The organism is Moraxella sp. CTOTU49803 (assembly GCF_032097965.1).
GTDB classification, from domain to species: Bacteria; Pseudomonadota; Gammaproteobacteria; order Pseudomonadales; family Moraxellaceae; genus Faucicola; species Faucicola tetraodonis.
This window is the reverse complement of the sequence record NZ_DAMCJP010000007.1, coordinates 73,650-94,015: the sequence shown is the minus strand read 5'-3', so window position 1 is coordinate 94,015 and position 20,366 is coordinate 73,650. Positions and strand designations below refer to the sequence as shown.

General features: G+C 39.6%; 17 protein-coding genes and 1 pseudogene. 9 read left to right on the top strand and 9 right to left on the bottom strand.

The annotated features are described in order from the left end of the window. The first annotated feature begins 14 nt into the window (after nucleotides 1-14). Genes RT422_RS08730 through RT422_RS08710 form a run of 5 tightly spaced genes read left to right on the top strand, consistent with a single transcriptional unit; the run spans nucleotide 15 to nucleotide 4,706 of the window. Nucleotides 15-878 carry a Sir2 family NAD-dependent protein deacetylase gene (locus tag RT422_RS08730; protein WP_313421991.1) on the top strand — a complete coding sequence of 288 codons (864 nt, stop codon included), beginning with the start codon at nucleotides 15-17 and terminating at the stop codon, nucleotides 876-878. Nucleotides 879-934: 56 nt separating this feature from the next. Then, the gene (locus RT422_RS08725) at nucleotides 935-1,708 is read left to right on the top strand and encodes a hypothetical protein (RefSeq protein ID WP_036601676.1); all 774 of its coding nucleotides are present in this window, start codon (nucleotides 935-937) and stop codon (nucleotides 1,706-1,708) included. A gap of 2 nt (nucleotides 1,709-1,710) precedes the next feature. Further along, on the top strand, nucleotides 1,711-2,946 hold the full coding sequence (locus RT422_RS08720) for a PD-(D/E)XK nuclease family protein (RefSeq protein WP_313421990.1): 1,236 nt from the start codon (nucleotides 1,711-1,713) through the stop codon (nucleotides 2,944-2,946). Further along, a complete protein-coding gene (locus tag RT422_RS08715) occupies nucleotides 2,943-4,028 on the top strand; it encodes a helix-turn-helix transcriptional regulator (RefSeq protein WP_051500498.1) in 1,086 nt (361 codons plus the stop codon). Before RT422_RS08720 ends, RT422_RS08715 begins: the two co-directional genes overlap by 4 nt. Before the next feature lie 33 nt (nucleotides 4,029-4,061). Next, entirely contained in the window at nucleotides 4,062-4,706 is a 645-nt protein-coding gene (locus tag RT422_RS08710; RefSeq protein ID WP_036601674.1) for a metallophosphoesterase family protein, read from the top strand. A gap of 204 nt (nucleotides 4,707-4,910) precedes the next feature. Here the strand turns inward: RT422_RS08710 and RT422_RS08705 are convergent, their stop codons facing one another. Both RT422_RS08705 and RT422_RS08700 read right to left on the bottom strand, forming a co-directional pair. Next, the gene (locus RT422_RS08705; RefSeq protein ID WP_219300724.1) at nucleotides 4,911-5,135 is read right to left on the bottom strand and encodes a hypothetical protein; all 225 of its coding nucleotides are present in this window, start codon (nucleotides 5,133-5,135) and stop codon (nucleotides 4,911-4,913) included. Nucleotides 5,136-5,523: 388 nt separating this feature from the next. Next, nucleotides 5,524-6,828, bottom strand: a complete 1,305-nt coding sequence (locus tag RT422_RS08700; protein ID WP_036601673.1) for an ATP-binding protein — start codon at nucleotides 6,826-6,828, stop codon at nucleotides 5,524-5,526. Between the two features lie 250 nt (nucleotides 6,829-7,078). On the opposite strand from RT422_RS08700, the gene RT422_RS08695 reads away from it, so the two are divergent. After that, nucleotides 7,079-7,780, top strand: coding sequence for an IS1 family transposase (locus RT422_RS08695; RefSeq protein ID WP_313421989.1), 702 nt, complete (start codon nucleotides 7,079-7,081; stop codon nucleotides 7,778-7,780). Nucleotides 7,781-7,818: 38 nt separating this feature from the next. On the opposite strand, the gene RT422_RS08690 is transcribed toward RT422_RS08695, so the two are convergent. The 4 genes from RT422_RS08690 to RT422_RS08675 all read right to left on the bottom strand — a co-directional run bounded on the left by RT422_RS08690 (nucleotide 7,819) and on the right by RT422_RS08675 (nucleotide 10,850). After that, nucleotides 7,819-9,117 (bottom strand): type II toxin-antitoxin system HipA family toxin, encoded by a 1,299-nt coding sequence (locus RT422_RS08690; RefSeq protein ID WP_313421988.1) that lies wholly within the window; start codon nucleotides 9,115-9,117, stop codon nucleotides 7,819-7,821. Then, nucleotides 9,114-9,425, bottom strand: a complete 312-nt coding sequence (locus tag RT422_RS08685) for a helix-turn-helix domain-containing protein (RefSeq protein WP_036601666.1) — start codon at nucleotides 9,423-9,425, stop codon at nucleotides 9,114-9,116. The genes RT422_RS08690 and RT422_RS08685 overlap by 4 nt, the downstream gene beginning before the upstream one ends. 110 nt (nucleotides 9,426-9,535) lie before the next feature. Further along, nucleotides 9,536-10,591 carry an ATP-binding protein gene (locus RT422_RS08680; protein WP_264755055.1) on the bottom strand — a complete coding sequence of 352 codons (1,056 nt, stop codon included), beginning with the start codon at nucleotides 10,589-10,591 and terminating at the stop codon, nucleotides 9,536-9,538. 118 nt (nucleotides 10,592-10,709) lie between these two features. Beyond that, nucleotides 10,710-10,850 (bottom strand): hypothetical protein, encoded by a 141-nt coding sequence (locus tag RT422_RS08675; protein WP_157819391.1) that lies wholly within the window; start codon nucleotides 10,848-10,850, stop codon nucleotides 10,710-10,712. 814 nt (nucleotides 10,851-11,664) lie between these two features. On the opposite strand from RT422_RS08675, the pseudogene RT422_RS08670 reads away from it, so the two are divergent. Further along, nucleotides 11,665-13,209, top strand: a pseudogene (locus RT422_RS08670) (ATP-dependent helicase); the annotation flags it as partial. Nucleotides 13,210-13,234: 25 nt separating this feature from the next. Here the strand turns inward: RT422_RS08670 and RT422_RS08665 are convergent. Further along, nucleotides 13,235-14,377, bottom strand: coding sequence for a glycerate kinase (locus RT422_RS08665; protein ID WP_313421987.1), 1,143 nt, complete (start codon nucleotides 14,375-14,377; stop codon nucleotides 13,235-13,237). A 38-nt stretch (nucleotides 14,378-14,415) separates the two neighbouring features. Then, nucleotides 14,416-15,768, bottom strand: a complete 1,353-nt coding sequence (locus RT422_RS08660) for a GntP family permease (protein ID WP_138018328.1) — start codon at nucleotides 15,766-15,768, stop codon at nucleotides 14,416-14,418. 179 nt (nucleotides 15,769-15,947) lie between these two features. Between RT422_RS08660 and RT422_RS08655 the strand changes: the two genes are divergently transcribed. Next, nucleotides 15,948-17,879, top strand: a complete 1,932-nt coding sequence (locus RT422_RS08655; RefSeq protein ID WP_313421986.1) for an acyl-CoA synthetase — start codon at nucleotides 15,948-15,950, stop codon at nucleotides 17,877-17,879. A gap of 58 nt (nucleotides 17,880-17,937) precedes the next feature. Here the strand turns inward: RT422_RS08655 and RT422_RS08650 are convergent, their stop codons facing one another. Continuing rightward, complete coding sequence (locus tag RT422_RS08650; RefSeq protein ID WP_313421985.1) at nucleotides 17,938-18,888, bottom strand: GlxA family transcriptional regulator; 951 nt, start codon at nucleotides 18,886-18,888, stop codon at nucleotides 17,938-17,940. Between the two features lie 151 nt (nucleotides 18,889-19,039). Between RT422_RS08650 and RT422_RS08645 the strand changes: the two genes are divergently transcribed. Further along, on the top strand, nucleotides 19,040-20,302 hold the full coding sequence (locus tag RT422_RS08645; protein WP_313421984.1) for an aminopeptidase P family protein: 1,263 nt from the start codon (nucleotides 19,040-19,042) through the stop codon (nucleotides 20,300-20,302). The last annotated feature ends 64 nt before the right edge of the window (nucleotides 20,303-20,366 follow it).

Below are 20,366 nucleotides of genomic sequence, written 5' to 3'. Positions count from 1 at the left end.
CGAAGGACTGTGATATGGATAATCAACAAAAACTCATACAATTCGCTGAACATCTCAAACAAGTGGATGGACTCCTCATCACCGCTGGTGCAGGGATGGGCGTGGATTCGGGCCTACCTGACTTTCGAGGCGACCAGGGATTTTGGAAAGCCTATCCACCACTAAAACATCTTGGCAAAAGCTTTGTGGATATGGCAACGCCACAGCTATTTCATACTGACCCAAAATTGGCTTGGGGATTTTATGGTTTAAGGCTTAATACCTATCGTGCGGTTGAGCCACATCAGGGTTTTTATTTACTTGAAGAATGGTCAGAAACCTTACCGAACCTAACGCATGGCGCATTCGTGTTTACCAGTAATGTTGATGGTGAGTTTCAGAAAGTTGGTTTTAAGGATGAAAAAGTCTATGAATGTCATGGTTCAATTCATTGGCTTCAATGCGTTGATAACTGTAAGCAAGATATTTGGTCAGTTGATGGTTATACGCCTGTGGTTGATGAAGAATATTGTCAATTAACCAATGATTTTCCAACTTGCCCACATTGTGGTGGTTTGGCTCGTCCAAATATCTTAATGTTTAGTGACTGGGAATGGCAAGACCAACTTCAAGCCGTTAAAGAACACAAGCTAATGCAATGGCTAGAACAAGTTAATAAATTAGCCATCATTGAGCTAGGGGCGGGTAAAGCCGTGCCAAGTGTGCGTAATTTTGGTGAGCAGTTAGTGAGATATTTAGATGATGACAATGTTAGCTTAATGCGAATCAATATGCGTGAGTCACAAGTTCCAAATAAGCCAAATTGTTATGGGGTGGATATGGGGGCTCTGGATGCATTAGTAGAATTGAATAAACAGCTAAAATTAATTGATAGTTAGAATATAATTTTCTAGGAATTGGCTTGTCATTTATATATCAATCTCAAGGAAAGCTAATGTCAAATACATTTACCATAGCAGAAGATCTAGCGTTAAATTACGCTGAAGTATGGACTTATCAAACATATGAATTAGATAAAGTAGCGGACACGCTTAATTATCTGACCTTTTTTGTTGCTGATGATGACATTGATATCAAGGATTTACAACGTTATGCCAAAGCAACACATACTGAATATTTGATAGCCATAAACGCCACAGGAAAAACGTATGACTGCTTAAAAATTGCTGATAACATCGTTTATTGTTTGCCCAATGAGATTGAAATGGCAATATCAGCTTTAGGCTCAATGCCTTTCACATCTGGAGCGATTGGAATTGATTGGAATGATATTGCAACAGTCATAGCAAATAGACCCAATATTCGCTTTATTCAAAGTCGAGCCGTTGGAAAAAACTATGTTAATCAAGCTTGTGACGATTTGATTCTAAAATACCGTCAAATACAATCAGATGAACAATTAGCAGGGGTTATGGTAAATACGATTGCAGGTTTGGGTTTGACTTTCGACCAGCTAGATGTAGTTATTGAAAAAACTGAGAAAAATTTGGGCATTGATGAAGGTCATATTTTTTACCAAATAAATTTTTCTGAAGAATTTGATGGAAACGGCTGTTGTATTTGTATGTATTTGACGTACTGTAATGGAGATACTGCTATTAAGCCGATGACGACACCAGAGGATACAAATATAAAATCCACTAGCTCATCACAGAAAATAGGCAACTCAATACAAGATTATTTAAGAAAGCAACGAAACAAGGAGTAATAATGCAACAAGTTCAAAATTTATTAAATGAAGTCAATTCAAAAATTCAATCGTTAGAAACCGCTAAAAGCTTGTATAGCGAACAGTTAGCACCTGATTTTCAAGTATTTGATTTTGTTAATACCAGTGAAAATGGTTTAAGTTGGATTATTGCCAATCTCCTAAATCCGAAAGGAACGCACGGGCAAAAAACTTTGTTTTTAGAACAATTTATTAGAATCTGTTTACCGAATATTCAAAACAATACTGTGTGGCAAAATTATTTGGAAAATTTAACTCAAACAGAAGTTGAAACTGAGGCCACAACATGGGCGAATCGAGCCTATCGCCGTATGGATATTTATTTATCTGCTAGAATTAATAGTGAAACATTTGGTATTTGCATTGAGAATAAACCGTATGCCAATGACCAAGAAAATCAACTTGCCGATTATTTTTTGGAGTTGGAAAACCGCAAATTGAGCCAAAAACATTTGGTTTATCTATGTGAATATGGTGAGCCTAGCAACTATAGTGTAACTAAAGATGTTTTAGAGAGTTGGATAAAAAATCAATTAATTAGCTTTGTCACTTATAGTCAGCTTGTAGTTTGGCTCACTGAATGTAAAAAAGACTGCCAAAATCATAGCGTTACTGAATTTTTAAACCAATTTATTAAGTTTATCCAAAAGCAATTTATGGGAGTTGACGATATGAACGAACAAGAAATGATATTAAACAGTATGTTGCAAGATCAGCAAACAATTACGTCATCAATAAAAATTAGTCTGAATATATTTGAGATGAAGAGAAGGCTTATTACTAAACTGCTAAATGAGCTTAAATTGATTAGTAATAATAAAAGTTATACTGTAGAAGCTGGTAATCTGACAGGTAATAATAAATATGAGAGTATACTTTTCAAGATACCAAATAATGAATTGTATATTAGTATTGAGTTTCAAGGCACATGGTTTAATATGCCTGCATTATGCATAATGGTAAATGATAAAGAAAAAATAAATATAGAGGAAAGAAAGCTCGTATTTGAAGCAATTAGGAATGAAATTAGAAATAAAAAAATTGCAAGTAGTGATAAGTACTATGCGTGGTATTCTATGGATATCAATGACTGGTGGTCAGAAACCAAGCCCTGGGAGATGATTCAAAATGGTGATATGGCAAAAATGATTATTGCTGAAGTAGACAAAAACTTCAAAGTCTTAACAGACTATAATTTTATAAGGAAAGAGTTTTGACTAACCTAATGGAACTCCCCCGAGGCGAAAGGCTCATCTCACTTTATCAGTACTTACCACGAGGTGAGCAAAATGCCAAAAGCTTAAGTGAACTCATCATGCAATTCAATCCAACTGGCGAAAAGACCAAAAGCCGAACTAAGTTGCTTGAAAATGATTTGCTTGCCTTATTCTCATTGCTAGGCGAAGAAGCCATTGTCCGCATTCCAAGTTGGTCCGCAGGCACAATTTCAGGTAAAACCCCAAAGTATTATATTAACCCCAATCATGCCCTTGGCAACTTTGACAATGAAAATCTATTTTTTTGGGAAATGCTTGATAAATTCACTGCCAACTTTTTACCCAAAACCATTCATCAAACCCTTGAACAAAAAATTAGCACCGTTCGAGAGCAACATCAAAAGCAATATCAAGCAAGTGAGCTAGGTAAATGGAAAAACCACCTAATTACATTACCAAGCTTACTGCAAGCACCGCATTACGATAGCCAACTACTAGCTACTATCCATCAAGCCATATTAACAGGTAAAGTCCTACAATTTGACTATCGTAAAAAATGGGAAAGTGAGATAGAGACCAAAACACTGTATCCTGTAGGTCTAGTATTTATTGATAACATGGTCTATTTAACAGGGTTTTACACGATTGGTGACAGCCCAACTTTGAGCGAGAAAATGCAATTAGAGAATCACCGCAATTTTGCGTTAACACGCATCTATGATGCTCAAGTAATCGATGAAGCTATCCCAAACTGGGTCGAAAAGCATAGCCTAGATACATTGCAGAAACTTGGCAAACTCGAACGCCATATTAATGATGAGCCTGAATGGATTAACCTAAAACTTAAAATAAACAACTTTGCTTGCGACCATCTCACAGAGCGTCCATTATCTGATAATCAAATCATCGAGCCTTTTGATGCTAACAATAAATTATTGACTGCCAAAGTTATGAATACAGCACGACTAGAGGAATGGCTGGTCGCTATGTCGCAATTGTCCGAAGTTATAGAGCCTAGATATATCAGAGAAAATGTTATAGAGCGTTTACAAGCTGGTTTATCGCACTATACTGCAAAATAATTGACTTACACCTAACACAAGGCAACGATTAACATGAGTAAAATCTATGCCATCGGCGATGTTCATGGCTGTAATAGTTTACTGATAAAGTTACTGGCAGCCATCAATCCGCAAAAGCACGACACGGTGATTTTCTTGGGTGATGTCATTGACAGAGGGGAGGATAGCAAAGGTGTGCTAGACACCATTATTCAATACCAAAGTATTTGCCAAGTCATCTTGATACAAGGCAATCATGAAGAAATGATGCTCGGTGCTGTACAAGAAAAAGAATATCTCAAATATTGGCTCAAATTTGGAGGTATCGAGACATTACAATCTTTTGATGTGGTAATTAGTCAGCAAGGACTACGGCAAATCCCTTATGAGTATTACAAACTGTTGAAATCAAGTTTACCCTACCATGAAACAGAAAATTTCATTTTTACCCATGCTACGCCACTCCCTCATTTACCGATAAATCAACAAACGGATGAAGGCTTGCGATGGCGATTTATCCCACCCGATGGACAAGAACGCCATATTTCTGGCAAAACCATTATCTGTGGACATTCAGCACAAAAAAGTGGCAAAGTTTATCATCAAGACGGATTAATTTGTATTGATACCGATGCTTATGGTGGTGGGGCTTTAACCGTACTTGAAGTGACTACCATGCAGGTTTATCAAGTGAAATAAGATTGAACTATGAATATAACTAAATCAATTTAATTTTAGTTCTAAATAAGTTTTATTTGAGTTTTAAATTGTTCCTATATGTGTCATGTGTCGATTGAAAGCAGTTCATGATTCAAAAATAGTTAAACAACAAGTTCGTGGGTATTGGAACAGAATGCATAGTAACTTGTCTTAAATTAGAACTAATATAAAACTTAGTTGATTTTATGTTAACTCCACCAAGTCAAAATTTTTCAAAGTTGCATCATTTTTAAACAGCACATAATATGCAATCCGTCCTTGAGACGGAATCCGCTCAACAAATTTCTCATAATGGCTTTTCGCCAATTTTTCAGCTATAGCAATTTGCTCATCTACCATCAAGTCCCCAAAATCACTTGGTAATGATACTCTACCAAATTGTGAGCTAATAGCACCTTTTGATAGCAAATTCGGCTGCTAGCTCTCAAATTTAATTTCTGCTCTTAACAAAAATTTATCTGGCAACTTTGGAATCCCTGTTAAAAGTTCAGGATGATTTGCCACTTTATTAAATTCTGAAAATTCCATATTAACGCATACCTTATAATTTGAAATTTATATCATAGACTATGATATTGACAGGTTATGTCTGAATAGCCACCAATTTTGTAGACATTTTAAAGTTAGATACAATGGTTAATTAACGAGGTGCTTATGCTTATAAGCAGTGAACGATACCGTGAAGAATTTAAAATCGAAGCAGTCAAGTAAGTGACATAGAAAGACTAGAATAAAGAGATATAGTATTAAAATAGAACTAAATAAATACTTTTTTTAGAACTAAATTAGTATTTTTTTATAATCGAATTTGATAGAGATTGTTGAACGCATACAAAGGCAAATTTATCATCCAGCCCTGCTCTCGATAATCCGATATAGACGTTCTGATAGTTAATTCTGGATTAAATTGGTCATGGTAAGAGCGTAAGCTTTTGGCTTTGAGATTTTCTTCCGCTTTGACTTCAATCGGCACAATATGGTTGGCAAGCTGAACGATAAAATCCACTTCAGCCGTTGAACGTTTATTTGCCCAATAAAAGACAGGATTGCTCTGCATCACCAAAAGTTGTTGCAGCACATATTGCTGAGTTAATGCCCCTTTAAACTCGGTAAATAACCGATTTCCCTCTAGCAACACACTCACATCTAATCCTGCTTTGGCAACCAACAAACCCACATCCAAAAAATACAGTTTAAATACATTATCTTGATAACTTATCAACGGCAGATTGGGCTTGGTAACTCTAAAAATTTGTTGCACTAAACCACTAGCGACTAACCAACCAATCGCCGACTCAAAATCCTTCAGCCTTGCTCCTGATTGGGCTTGATTAGCTACAAACTTTTTATTTTCCTTAGCCAGTTGTTCTGGTAGGCTTTGCCAAACGGCTCGGACTTTGGGGATTATTTTATGGTCATCAATATGTTTAGAAAAATCATATTCATAAGCCATTAATAAATTATTTTGCACTTGCCTAACTTGTGCAAAATTTTGGGTTTTGACAAAGATATCAACCGCTTCAGGCATACCACCGACAAAATAATATTGACGCAGACGTTCGATAAATTTAATTTTTAATGCCGTGATTAATTGCCAATCTTGGCTTTGTAACAAATCAACCAAACGGCTGTCACCACATGCCCATAAAAACTCAATAAAATCCATTGGATACATAGCAAGAAATTCAACCTTGCCAATAGGAAACGACAATCCTTGATGGACAGAAATGCCTAGGAGCGAACCTGCCGTAATAATGCTGTATTCAGGGGCATTTTCATAAAAGTATTTCAACGATGATAACGCTTTTGGTACTTCTTGAATTTCATCAAAAATCAATAACGTATCATTCGGCGTAATATCCACACCTGATTCAATTTGCAAACCCAAAAGCAGCCGTTGAATATCAAAATCCACATCAAATAAGGCTTTCATTGGTTGGTTGTTATCAAAATTGATATAAGCAATCTTTTTAAAATACTGTTCACCAAAATGCTTCATCGCCCATGTCTTACCTACTTGGCGAGTCCCTTGGATAACCAAAGGTTTGCGCGTTGGCCTTTGGTACCAATCTTGAAGTTTTGAGAGGATATGACGTTGCATTAATAGCACCTTGCCACTTTAATTCTAGTAATAATGTAAGATATTATACATTTTACCTATGAATAAAGTAAAAAATATGACATTTTACATATGAATAATGAAGCTGGCTACCAATTGTCTTGGGGACATATTAAAGGCAAAGGAGAAAAATTAGGGTGGTCGATTTTTAGATTAGGCGGTACTGGTCTGAAAAGTATGCTGAGGTGTAAATAAAAAAGACAACTTGGTAAAAAGATGATAATTTGAGGTTATGAAGACACAAATTCCAATCAGATGCCCAAGCTGTCTGGGCTTTAGTATAAAGAAAAACGGCTGGAAAATCTATGGCAAGCAGAATTACCAATGCAAAGGCTGTCATCGACAATTCATCCATGAAACGGAGTTAAGTTACCAAGGCTGTAAAAGCCATATTGATGACAAAATTCGCTTAATGTTAGTTAGGGGATGTAGTATTGCTGACATTGTAGCTATTGAAAAGGTTAGCAAATACAAGGTTCTAAGTGTTCTAGTACAATCTGACTATCAGATAAAACCAAAGAGGCGCTATTATCGTCGATTGCAAGTCGATGAGTTTTGGACGTATGTGGGTTGCAAGAGAAACAAAGTGTGGCTGGTTTATGCTTACGACCCAGATACCAATGAAATTGTTACCTTTGTATGGGGTAAGCGTAATTTAACAACAGCAAAACAGCTTAGAGCAAAGCTTGAAGAGCTGAGTGTTGATTTTGGCTATGTTTGCTGTGATAACTGGGATAGTTTTCTCACCGCTTTTGACTTTGATTTTAAAAAGGTTGGCAAATACTATACGGTTGATATTGAAGGTAATAATAATCTTTTTAGGCACAGAATGAGGCGAGCTTTTAGAAAAACTTGCTGTTTTTCCAAGAAGCTCACTAATCATTTTAAGGCTTTTGATTTACTGTTTCACTATGTCAATTATGGCTGGGTATAGTGAGCATACTTTTTAGACTATAGCCGATTAGGCAAAGTTTAAATACGAAAATCTGAAGGTAACTGTCGCCAATGCTCAAGCAATAAATTTTTTTGATTGTCTAACATCGGTAAATTCTTGAGTGTGTTTCGCCATTCAGTTCTTGCAATACTTAGCACCTCAGCTAGCTCTGACTTAACTACTCGCCAAGGAATATCGGCTTTTTTCGCCCAGTATTCAAAATCGGTTAATTCAATCTGATACCAATTTTTGCGTTTACCAAGATTGAGTGCCAAATTGGTTTCATTGGCGATATAAGCTTTGGTAAATACAATATCGTAAGCAGGGGACAAGCGTAAATGAAAGCCATCAGGGTAAATCACACTCCAATTTTTTAAATGAGCATCGCCATTGCCTAGCAAGATATTTATCAATAAGCGTCTAGCCAACTGCTTGATATCAGCAAGCCCATCTTGGCTATATTGATACAGAATTTGAGCGATTTGATTATAGTTGCCACCCTGATATTTATCATGGGGATATTTGCCCAAAATCTGTGCAAAATCTTCGCTATGAATGCGAGAGACATTCATTGTTGCATGATTTTCAATTACTTTATCACGGTCAAATCGCTCAATTGCGTAGGCATAAGGTTCATTAGGCAAATGAAGTGTTGGCAGATTATCTAATTGCTCTAAATCAACAAGCTTAATGTTGGGAATATCGACACCTGCCATTTTTGCCAATCGCATCATGCTATATTCATTTTCGGCAACGCCTTGATGGACGGCAGACGGTGTTTTAATTATCCAGTCGCCCAAATCCGAATTTTTAGCTGTATTAGGCAGTGTAAAACGTCCTCTCTGGTGAATCATAGAAAACTTCATCTGAACGCCAGCCAAAGAAAAATGGGCATAGATGGGTAATAAATCACTAGTCGGTAACAATGTCGCAGATTCACGACCATTAGCAATATCAAAGATGTAGTGTGGTATCGCTTCTGGCTCAATACTTTCTACCACCAATGCACCAGGCAAATCACGTCCCAAATATGCCAACAATTCAAACTCGTTATCGGGATGAATTTTTAACCCTTGTGTGAGTAATAGCCGTAACGCACCTTCTGGCAACAAATTAGACAGTATAGGATTGATTTTTTGGCGATGAACCCATTGTTCCATCAGTCGTCTATCGGCAAAAGGAAAATCAGGACGTGTGGTTAAACTTAGGGTGGGACGGTTATTATCCAGAGCAAATTCTTGTGCAAAGGTTAGCACATTTTTGCCATTGTCAAATCCTGCCAAATAGCCAACTAGACGATTGTGCAAAGAGAGTTTTAATACCCGAACCTTTGTCATTCGTCATCTCCTATTTCTGTGTCACCTAGCAGACCTTGCCAAGGGTCATCAATTAAGCTTTGAATCTCAGAAACAGCGTCATTATCTTCATTAAGAATGGCAAGCACTTGCCGTTTTTTCTCATCAGGGATTAGCATCAACTCACTATTTAAACCTTTGGCAATGAGTTCAAGTGTATCAAGTCGCGGATTGCCTTTGGACTCAATCTGTTGATACTGTTGTCTTGATACGCCAATTCGCTGTTGCATATCTTTTTGTTTAAATCCACGTGCGATTCGGCGTTGTTTGATGTCATCTAATAGGGACATGGTAAAGACCTAATAAAAAGAAATATATTAATTTCTTTTTATTAGAAAAGCTATATATATGTTGCTATTTATATTCTAAGCGGTAAAGTTTTTAGCCTATGGGGAAATTTTTAGCTATTTGAAATCAATTTACGTTTAATCACAGCTTTGAATAAATTACTATCTCTATCATCAATCAACTCAATGTCAGGATAAGCTTTTAATGCACGCAAGATACCACTGCCCAAACCACGGTAGGGCAGTAGTTTACTAGCAAAAGAAGCCAAAATGGGATTACGAATATTAGAGTTCCCCATTTTAATATTTTCAATCGTTAAGTTATTGGGCAGATGACCTGGGCTAATGATTTCAACCCTATCACTAAAAATCAACAAGCGAATGGGTGCGGACACAAAATAATCTCGATGAACTAGTGCGTTGGCAAGCAACTCCTCAAATAACTCCTCAAATACAATTTTCGGAATTTCAGGTTCACCAATAGAATTAAAGCCTTGATTATTTTGTAGATATCGGATATTCATCATACAAAAGCTCAAGGCTTGAGCAAACATCTCAGATAATTTACCTGTGATATCTCGACTATCAATATACTGCTCATCGGTGATGTCAGTACCATAAAATGCGACTGCTTTAATCAAAAAAATAGGTAGTTTAGTTTGAGGTTTTTTAGCAAATAACAAAGCCCCTGCATAATTCAAAGCTACCTCGTTAGATGACTTATTGACTTGTATTAAGTTCATATTTTCGAATAATTGGACAGCAGATAGGTTTTGCTCCTCAATACTTTCCCCATACTCTTTTTCAAAAAAATTGGCAAAGTAAGCCATATCAATATCTTGGGTTGAACTATTTGTTACAGGTAACTCATCTGCATGAATTAAGGCAGTCTGCTGAAAAATACGCTGCAACTCTTCTCTAGCAGTAACTTTACGTTTGTCTGCACCGCTTTTTACATAGACATGCAAGTTTTTATCCATATAGGGCTTACTGATGCCCTCAGGAATATGCACTACCATCACCATCCCATTTGGCAAGTTAAAGTTCTGAGTCGACGTAGCGATAGGAGGACGCATATGTTCAGTACTTGCATTAGAAACCAACTGGTTGATTCGTCCAATATCCTCTTTGGTTAATCCTGCAATCGAACCATTATCATTGACACCAATTATAGTGAAAACTAAATTATATTGAACAGGGTCGTTCGTAGTGAGCCTGTCGAACCATAACGACCGCTACCCTTCAACAAGCTCAGGAAGAACAGTGCTTACTATAATTTAGGATTGGCTATATAAGATAACCGCCCATGCTATTACTAAATGCAACCATCTCTTGAGCAAGAGCATCAGAACGAGTGACATCGGATTTAAATTGATGTTGGCTATCTTCACCTAAGGCAATCAAATTTAATAAATCGCTAGTTTGCATGTAAGACCATCCAAAATGGAGTAGGGGATTTCATTTACATTCTATCAATTAACACATATAGGTGTAAGTCTTTTTTATACTAGCTAAAACAAATAACATTAGTTAAACTTAAAATTTAGTAAAAATAAAATATTCTAAAGAAATATAAGCGATATCAAGCTATAAACTATTTAAAAATAGTTAAACATCTTCAAAAAATGGTAAAATAGTCATACAAAAAAATAGGTCATTTTCAGTGCCATATTTAAGAGTTAGAAGTATTAAATCACCTTAAATGATATTAAAATATAGACAATAAGAAAAGGCTGAAAGCCTTTGTTTGTAATAGATAGGGTATAATATTATTTAAAGTTATTTAGTGAAAATTAAGTTCCGCAACTTTGCCAAGGTCGGGGTTTCCCGCTCCAAATTCAAGAAAGCCACTTTATAGTAAAGTGGCTTTTTTATTGTCTACAAATCCGCCTGTATCAAGGCTTTCAAGCTTTGTGTCCCTTTTTTTACTAAAAATGCTTTGTTAATTTAACTAATCAATTTTTTGCAAATTTTTAGACCGTGACCAAAACGTGACCATTTTGTGACCACGCTTTTTTTACAAATTTTTAAACTAACCCCGACCGTGAATTTGAATGTTTAATGAAATTCAATATTTTTTTAAGTAAATCTAAGTCGCACATATTTATCGAATAGAAAAAAAATCCAATACGAATACGCCTATAAAAGTGATTTATCAATCTAACACCTCAAGAATATAATTAGACAACCTCTATATAGTTTGCTAGCCTAAACCAATGCTTATTAGCCAATTTCCTTTACTATGACCATCAATAACTTGCTTGAAGAACTTAATCCTGCCCAGCGCAAAGCTGCCACTACCGATAGCCAAAATACACTGGTATTAGCAGGGGCAGGCAGTGGTAAAACCAAGACCATTGTGGCTCGCGCTGCCTATTTGATTGATAAAGGTGTGCCTGCCAATGAAATCCAAATCGTCACCTTTACCCGCCGTGCTGCTAGCGAGATCGTCACCCGTGTGGAGAGCCATTTAGGATTGCAAGCAGAAGGACTGCGCGCTTCCACCTTCCATACCTTTTGTCTAAGTATCTTACGTCGTTACCCTAAAGTGTTTGACTTAAAAGGTTTTAACGTCATCGACCGTGATGATCAAATCATGATCTTCAAACTGCTACGCGGTAAGCTCGAAGATAAACGTGCTAAAGAGGCAGCGGCTAAGGCTAATCAAACATCCACAGGCAAAACCGTCACCTTCCAACGCAGCAAAGCTGTGCCAACTATCAGTGAGATATTACCCAAGCCTAAAGAGCTTGTTGATTTATATTCCTACTCGCGTAATACCCAAATCTCACTTAAAGACGCGCTATACAAGCAACTGCCTGATTTTCAGCCTGCGTATGATGAAATCAAAGTAGTTATGAAAGGCTATGAAGCGCAAAAGCAAGAACGTCATTATCTCGACTATGATGATATCTTGGAGTATGTCGCACGCTACTTAAATGCCGATGATTGGCTCCTTGAACGGGTCACTGAAAATACCAAGTATCTGCTCGTCGATGAGATGCAAGATACCAATCCATTGCAATGGTTACTACTGCAGCCTTTTATTGGACGCACGCAGTTGTTTTGTGTCGGTGATGATGCCCAGTCGATTTATGGCTTTCGTGGAGCAGACTTTGAAAATATTCATAGCTTTAAACAGCGCGTGCCTGATACCGAAGTGCTCACACTCGATTTAAATTACCGTTCTACCCAAGAAATCTTGGATTTATCCAACTGGCTACTGGATCGAAGCGAGCTTGATTATAAAAAACGGCTTACCGCACATCGCGGTGAAGGGATTAAACCGGTACTGCATAGTTTTGGCAATGAGTTTGATGAAGCGCGATTTATCGTCAGTGACTTAAAAAAACGTTATGATAAAGGGGCTCCGTGGCACCACCATATGATTTTGCTGCGCTCAGCGTTTTCAGGTCGACAAGTGGAAAGCGCACTCATTGCTGCAAATATTCCCTATGTGTTTATTGGCGGTACCAAATTGCTTGAAGCGGCGCATGTTAAAGACTTAATCAGTATGCTACGAGTGACGGTTAATTATCTAGATGAACTCGCTTGGATTCGTTTTTTAACGCTATGGGATGGCATTGGCGATGCTGGGGCAGGGAAGCTAGTAAATGAGTTTTTAGCCTTACCAGACTTGAATGCTTGCATTGAGGTGCTTGATAAGAAAAGCAAAGTACCAAAACCTGCGCTTGACGCGCTTAGAGAACTGTCAGACCTGCAAGAACTACCTGAAAAAAGCATTGATATCGCCTTTGATGCGTTAAGTGACCAATTGCAAAAGTCGGGGTTTATCACTATGTGGCTAAATACTAACGGTTTAATTGTTGACCCAATTGCATCGCCATCGCGATATTATAGGCAGTTTTTTCAACATTCTGTTTTGCTAAAGCAAGTGCCTCATCAAGCGAGCTTAAAGTTTGAATACTGGGAATCGCTATTGTAAAACCATCGTCTTTCCAATGGCTGTGGGGGTCATCGACTACGCCACAAATGGCGATAACGGGCACATTAACTGCTTTGGCAATTGATAGCACGCCTGATGCCACTTTGCCCATGGACGTTTGAAAATCCATCTTCCCTTCACCGGTGATGACCAAATCTGCTTGCTGAACCATTTGCTCAAGATTACTAAATTCACTTACCAACTGAAACCCGCCTGTCAGTGTTGCCGATAAAAACGTCATTAACGCAAAACCCAAACCGCCTGCGGCACCCGCGCCTGCTTCATTACGATTATCGGGGAAATTTTGACGGCTAGCAATATTGGCAAAATGGCTAAGGGCATTATCTAAAATAACGATATCGTCTAGCGTCGCCCCTTTTTGCGGGGCATACACATGGCTAGCACCGAGTTTGCCACATAATGGATTGGTCACATCACAGGCGACGGTAATACTAATATCAGCGATTTTATCGTTAACTGCATGGTTATCAATGAACGCCAATGCCGCTAAAGCTTTACCACCTTGCACAAGCTCATGATGCTGTGAATCCAAGAAACGATAGCCCAAGGCCTTTAGCATACCTGTACCTGCATCATTGGTGGCACTGCCACCGATACCTAGGATAATATGTTTTGCGCCTTTATCAATCGCATCAAGTAGCATTTCACCCACGCCATAAGTGGTAGCGATACTTGGGTCTCGCTCTGACTGTGTCAGTAGGTGCAAGCCAGCACAGCTTGCCATCTCAATAATGGCGGTTTGATTGGGCAGTAGCACATAGCTTGCCTCAATCGGGCGCATCAAAGGGTCATGTGCAATGATACTTTGCCATTCGCCAGACAGCGTTTCTTTAAGCGCTGCAGCCGTGCCTTCACCACCATCTGCCATCGGTATTTTAATGATGTCAGCTTCTTTAAAAACAGTGGCAAATCCTGTTTCAATGGCACCACATACTTCACTGGCAGTGAGACTTTCTTTAAATGAATCTGGGGCAATAACAATTTTCACGGTGCTTTTCCTAAAGTTATTTTATGATAGGGTATGACTTAAAGCAGAATAATCGATAATAACCAGATAAACACCATACTGACGACACCTTGGATACCTGTAGCGACAGTATGTGCTTTATAGGCTTGTGGTACACTCATACGACTAAATTGACTGACAACCCAAAAATAGCTATCGTTGGCATGTGATACGGTCATCGCGCCTGCCCCAATTGCCATGACACAAAGCACTCGGCCCATATCACTGTCCATCCCAATTTGCCCTAACATCGGTGCGACTAAAGCGGATGTGGTTACCAATGCCACCGTGGTTGACCCTTGAGCGGTTTTGAGTGCCGCTGAAACGATAAAAGGCATCAAAATCCCTAGACCTAAACTACTTAGCGTTTCACCCAAATAAGTGCCTACCGATGTGGCTTTTAACATGGCACCAAAGGCGCCCCCAGCCCCGGTAATCAGCAGAATTGGCGCCGCTACCGTTAAGCCCTCAGCGATACTATCGCTAATTAGTTGACTTTTATTATTGCCTTTAATGAGTAAAAACGATAAAAACAGACCGATAAGTAAAGCGGAAAGTGGATGACCAACAAAGCCTAATAGTTGAGCCAATAATCCACTGCCCAATGGTTTAGAAGGAAATGCTACGATAGACGCCAGACATATCAATATAATGGGTACAATAATCGGTAAAAATGCCATCGTGGCTGATGGCAGCTGACCATATTGCTGACGCGCTTGCATCACTGCGGCTTTGTCAGTTGACATGAATGGATTGTCTGCTTCAGGAATGGCCGTTAAAAAACGCTGGGACCATAACCAACCTGCGGTTACCGCCACTACCGACACCAATAGACCCATACCGATGACTAAGCCAAGATTGGTTTCCAGACCAAGATTACCTGCGGCAGCAATAGGGCCGGGGGTTGGAGGTACAAAAGTATGCGTGGAATAAAGACCCGTTGCTAACGCAACACTCATAGCGACGTTAGAAACTTTTAAACGGTTCGCCAATGATTCTTTTAGTGAATTTAAAATCACAAATCCCGAGTCGCAAAATACAGGAATCGACACCACAGCGCCGACAATTGACATGGTTAATGTTGGGAACCGTTCGCCAAGTAGCTTAATTACGGTTTCTGCCATCACGATTGCAGCACCCGTCTTTTCTAAAATAAGTCCAATAATTGTGCCAAATACGATGACCAAGCCAATATAACCTAAAATATTCCCAAAGCCCTCGGCAATCGTCTTAGGCACAGTGGCAATAGGAACTTGATAAAACAGTGCGACTAAAAATGCTGAAAGAATCAACACCAAAAACGGGTGCCATTTTAATTTTGCGGTGGCAACAATGATAAAGATAATAACAATAGCAAGCCAAAGTACAATCATCGGAACATCCTTTTTCCCGTAGTTTCATGAGTTAACTGAGTTTGTCCATCACATCAGCTAACTGTAGCAAATATGTACGAAACAATACCAGAACTTTTGACTGACATACCGTATTATTTCTAGAGGCAATGTTGGCGTATTGCGATAATTAATTTAATAGTAAAAAGGACTTTGACACGATGAACCAGCAAATAAAAAATCAGGATGACCTAGAGCAATATGAGCAAAATTTTCCTTTAAACCTGCCTAGCAGCACCTATCAGATGCTATCTGATAGTGAAGCTCAGTTTGCTGATAAAAAAGCCCTTACCTTTGTGTTAAATGCTACGCAGTATCAAAACAGCACAAGCTATAGCTATCGGAATCTATTGGCATATATACGTCAAACGGCCAATATGCTTTATTCATTGGGTGCGGATAAAGATACGGTCATTGCGATATTGTTGCCAAATTTACCTGAAACCCACTTTTGTATCTGGGGCGGCGAGGCAACGGGTATTATTTTTCCGATTAACCCATTGCTTGAACCTTCTGTGATTGCCGGCTTATTAAATGAAGTCAAAGCCACGCTACTCATCACGCTTGCGCCATTACCCAATCAAGATAACAAGCCGCAGCTTTGGGACAAAGCCATCGCGGTTGCCAAGCTTACCCCAAGTTTGCAGCATATCATTGGGGTGACGATGGCTCATCATTTCGCCCATCAACTTAATATAACCTTGCCAGATGCAAGTAAAGAATTTGTACAGCAATTACCAGAGAGGGTAACCTATCATGACTTTTACACTGGGATTGCAAACCAGCCCAAAGATAGATTAATTAACCCCCGTACCATTGTGTCTGAGGATCTGTCTTCATTCTTTGGAACCGGTGGTACAACTGGCATGCCCAAAATCGCCATGCGTAATCATAAAAATGAAGTCGCCAATGTCTTACAGGCACGGGCATTGTTTGGTGATGACATGCTAAATCAGGGCAATGTCGTGCTGTGCGGACTACCCCTATTTCACGTCAATGCCGTCATGGTTACAGGATTATTACCGTTATCGATGGGTGGTGAAATTTTGCTGGTTTCGCCAGAGGGCTATCGCGGCGATGGGGTTATGGCGAATTTTTGGGCGATTATTGCGCATTATCGCGTGAGTTTTTTTAGTGGTGTGCCCACGCTTTTTGCTGGATTATTAAATCTACCAGTTGGCGACCATGATATTGCTAGTTTAAAGCACTGTTTGTGTGGCGCAGCCCCGATGCCGATAGAAGTATTTAAGCAATTTGAAAAACAAACAGGGGTACAAATCATTGAAGCGTACGGTATGACGGAAGGTAATTGTGGTAGTTCAGCCAACCCAAGATTTGGGGAGAAGAAAATTGGTTCAATAGGGCTACGTTTCCCGTATCAGCCTATGCAAGTGATGATGCTTGATGATAATGGCAAGTTTGTGCGAGTTGCCAACACAGGCGAGGTGGGCAATATTTGTATTCGCGGCGATAATGTGTTTGTCGGCTATTATTTGGCGCAGCAAAATCAAGGGATTTGGGTAACTGACGCAGATAATCAGACTTGGTTTAATTCAGGCGATTTGGGCTATCAAGATGCAGACGGCTACTTTTTCTTGACGGGTAGAAAAAAAGAGTTAATTATCCGAGGTGGACACAATATTGACCCAAAAATGATCGAAGAAGTCGTTTATCAATATGACGGGGTAGCCGGCTGTGCTGCCATTGGTAAACCTGATAGCTACACAGGCGAGTTACCTGTTTTATTCGTTGCCCCTAAGCCGGGTGTCAGCTTAGACACTGATAAACTCATGCAATTTTGCCAACAAAACATTGGCGAAAAAGCGGCGATTCCTAAAGCCATCTACGTGATTGATGCATTGCCTTTAACGGCAGTGGGTAAAGTATTTAAACCTGCACTAAAACGTCAAGCGACGGTGATGGCGGTCAATGAGTTATTAAAGCACCATCAGATCCATGCTACCGTCAGCAGCAAAGACGACCCTACTTATGGGTTTATTGTGCTAGTCAAGCTAGATGGCGATGCGTCACATCAACCACAAGTCAAAACCGTGCTGGATCAATTGGCGATTCATTGGCAGTGGGATGAATAGGTTTTTAACTGATCAAAGCAACCACTTGATTAAGCGATGGTACAAGACGCATTAACCCTTACAGCGTTTTTCGAAAATCACTGGCTGACATATTAAACTGCTGTTGAAAGGCTCTGGAAAAAGATGCCAAATTGAAAAAGCCAGTCGCCATTGAAATGGTGGTCACTGGCATGGTGGTATGTTTGAGTAGATTTTTAGCATGGTCTAATCGTAAATTAAGATAATACTGTTGGGGTGAGACCCCTAGCTGTTTGGCAAATTGCCGCTGTAGTTGTCTTTCAGAGATGCCAACGTATTTAGCAATGTCCGCTAGCGTGAGCGGTTCTTCGATATTGGTTTTCATTAACGTGATAGCATCGATGACATGGGCGTAGCTATGACTGAGGGTTTTTGGTTTGGGTAGATGTTGGATGCTCGCTGGCTCTCGGATAGCGGTGATGACAAACATGTCTTGAATTTTTTCAACGATTTCTCGCCCAAAGTGCTGTTTAATGATGTGCAGGGTCATATCAAGCGCACATACCCCGCCAGAGCAGGTGTAGAGCCGATCACCAATGGTAAAAATATGGTTTAAGAATTTGACATTGCCAAATTGTTCCTGAGCCAGCGTAACATTTTCCCAGTGCAGCGAGGCTGATTGATTGGCTAACAACCCGGCATTCGCAAGCGCTATTGCCCCCGTACAAAGCCCCCCTAACGCAATATCCCGAACGGCTAAACGCTCCACAATCCCCTTTAGCGCGTCTGTCATTAAATTTTCGGCTTCATAGCCCCCGCAGATAAACACGAGTTCACAATCAAATAGATGTTTGATTTCAGCGGTATGAGTGACTTGTACCCCATTACTGGCACTGGTCTGATGACCTGCAAAACCACTAATAATCCAGCTATATACGGGCTGACTACTGACATAGTTTGCCATTCGTAACGGCTCGATGACATTGCTAAAAGCCATCATGGTAAAGCCATCAATCAATAAAAAACCAATTTTTTTAATATTCGCTGTCATAAATATAGTATGAATGGACAAGCCGTGTTGTCGTAATTAATCAAAAAAATGTCGTCTTATGAAAAACTGAATTTTTAAATTTGCGTATGATGAGGGATGTGGAGAGCAAAGATTTTCTTAACATCAACCTAAACCTCGTGAGGCGCAAACAATGAATCAGTCAGTTGAACATATGATAAATAAAGCGGCTAGCCTGGATACTGCACTTAGCATGCCAAGCTTAATCCAAATCAAAAATGGCGAGAAGGTCAAGCCGACTTTTAGCGCCCAAGAATACCAAAACCGTCAACAAAAGCTTAAAGCCTATATGGCAAAAAGCGACATTGATAGCGTGTTATTCACCTCCTATCACAATATCAACTACTACGCAGACTTCTTATATTGCTCATTTGGACGCTTCTATGGTCTGGTCATCGACCAAGACAAAGTAGTGACTATCTCCGCCAATATCGACGGTGGACAGCCTTGGCGACGTACCATGGGCGATGACAATATCGTCTATACCGACTGGCAACGTGATAACTACTTTAAAGCCGTCGCAAGTAAAATCAAAAATAAAGGCAGAGTGGGGATTGAATACGATCACTTACCCATTGAACGTTTGAAAAAACTACAAGACGCCTTGCCCAATGTCGAATTTGTCGATATCAGCCAAGCTTGTATGAAAATGCGGATGGTGAAATCAGCCGAGGAAATCGCCCTTATCAAGCAAGGTGCACAGGTTTGTGACATTGGTGGGGCAGCGCTCGTCAACGCCGTGCATGAAGGGGTTCCTGAGTATGAGGTAGCGTTAGCCTCTACGCAAGCGATGGTACGAGAAATCGGGCAACGCTTTGAGCATGTCGAGCTCATGGATACTTGGACGTGGTTTCAATCAGGTATCAACACCGATGGCGCGCACAATCCTGTGACCAATCGCAAAGTGCAGCGCAATGATATTTTAAGCTTAAACTGCTTTTCGATGATTGCAGGCTACTATGTGGCGCTGGAGCGTACGCTGTATTTTGGTGAACCTGATACGGCAACGCTCAACTATTGGGAAATTAACTGCAAAGTGCATGAAGAAGGCATAAAACTCATCAAACCTGGCGTTCGTTGCTGTGATATCGCCTTAGAGCTCAACAAAATCTATGCCGAATATGGCATTTTAGACCGCCGCACCTTTGGGTATGGGCACTCATTTGGCGTGTTGTCACACTATTATGGTCGTGAAGCAGGGTTAGAGCTGCGTGAAGACATTGATACGGTACTTGAACCAAATATGGTCATCTCAATGGAACCGATGATTATGATTCCAGAAGGTATGGCAGGGGCAGGCGGTTATCGTGAACATGATATTTTGGTTTTAACTGAAACAGGCGCTGACAATATCACAGGCTTCGCCTATGGTCCCGCGCATAACATTATCAGTTAGCTTACTTTAGCATGACTTACTACCAACCAAGGGGAAACTAAATGACAACTTTCGCACTTTCACC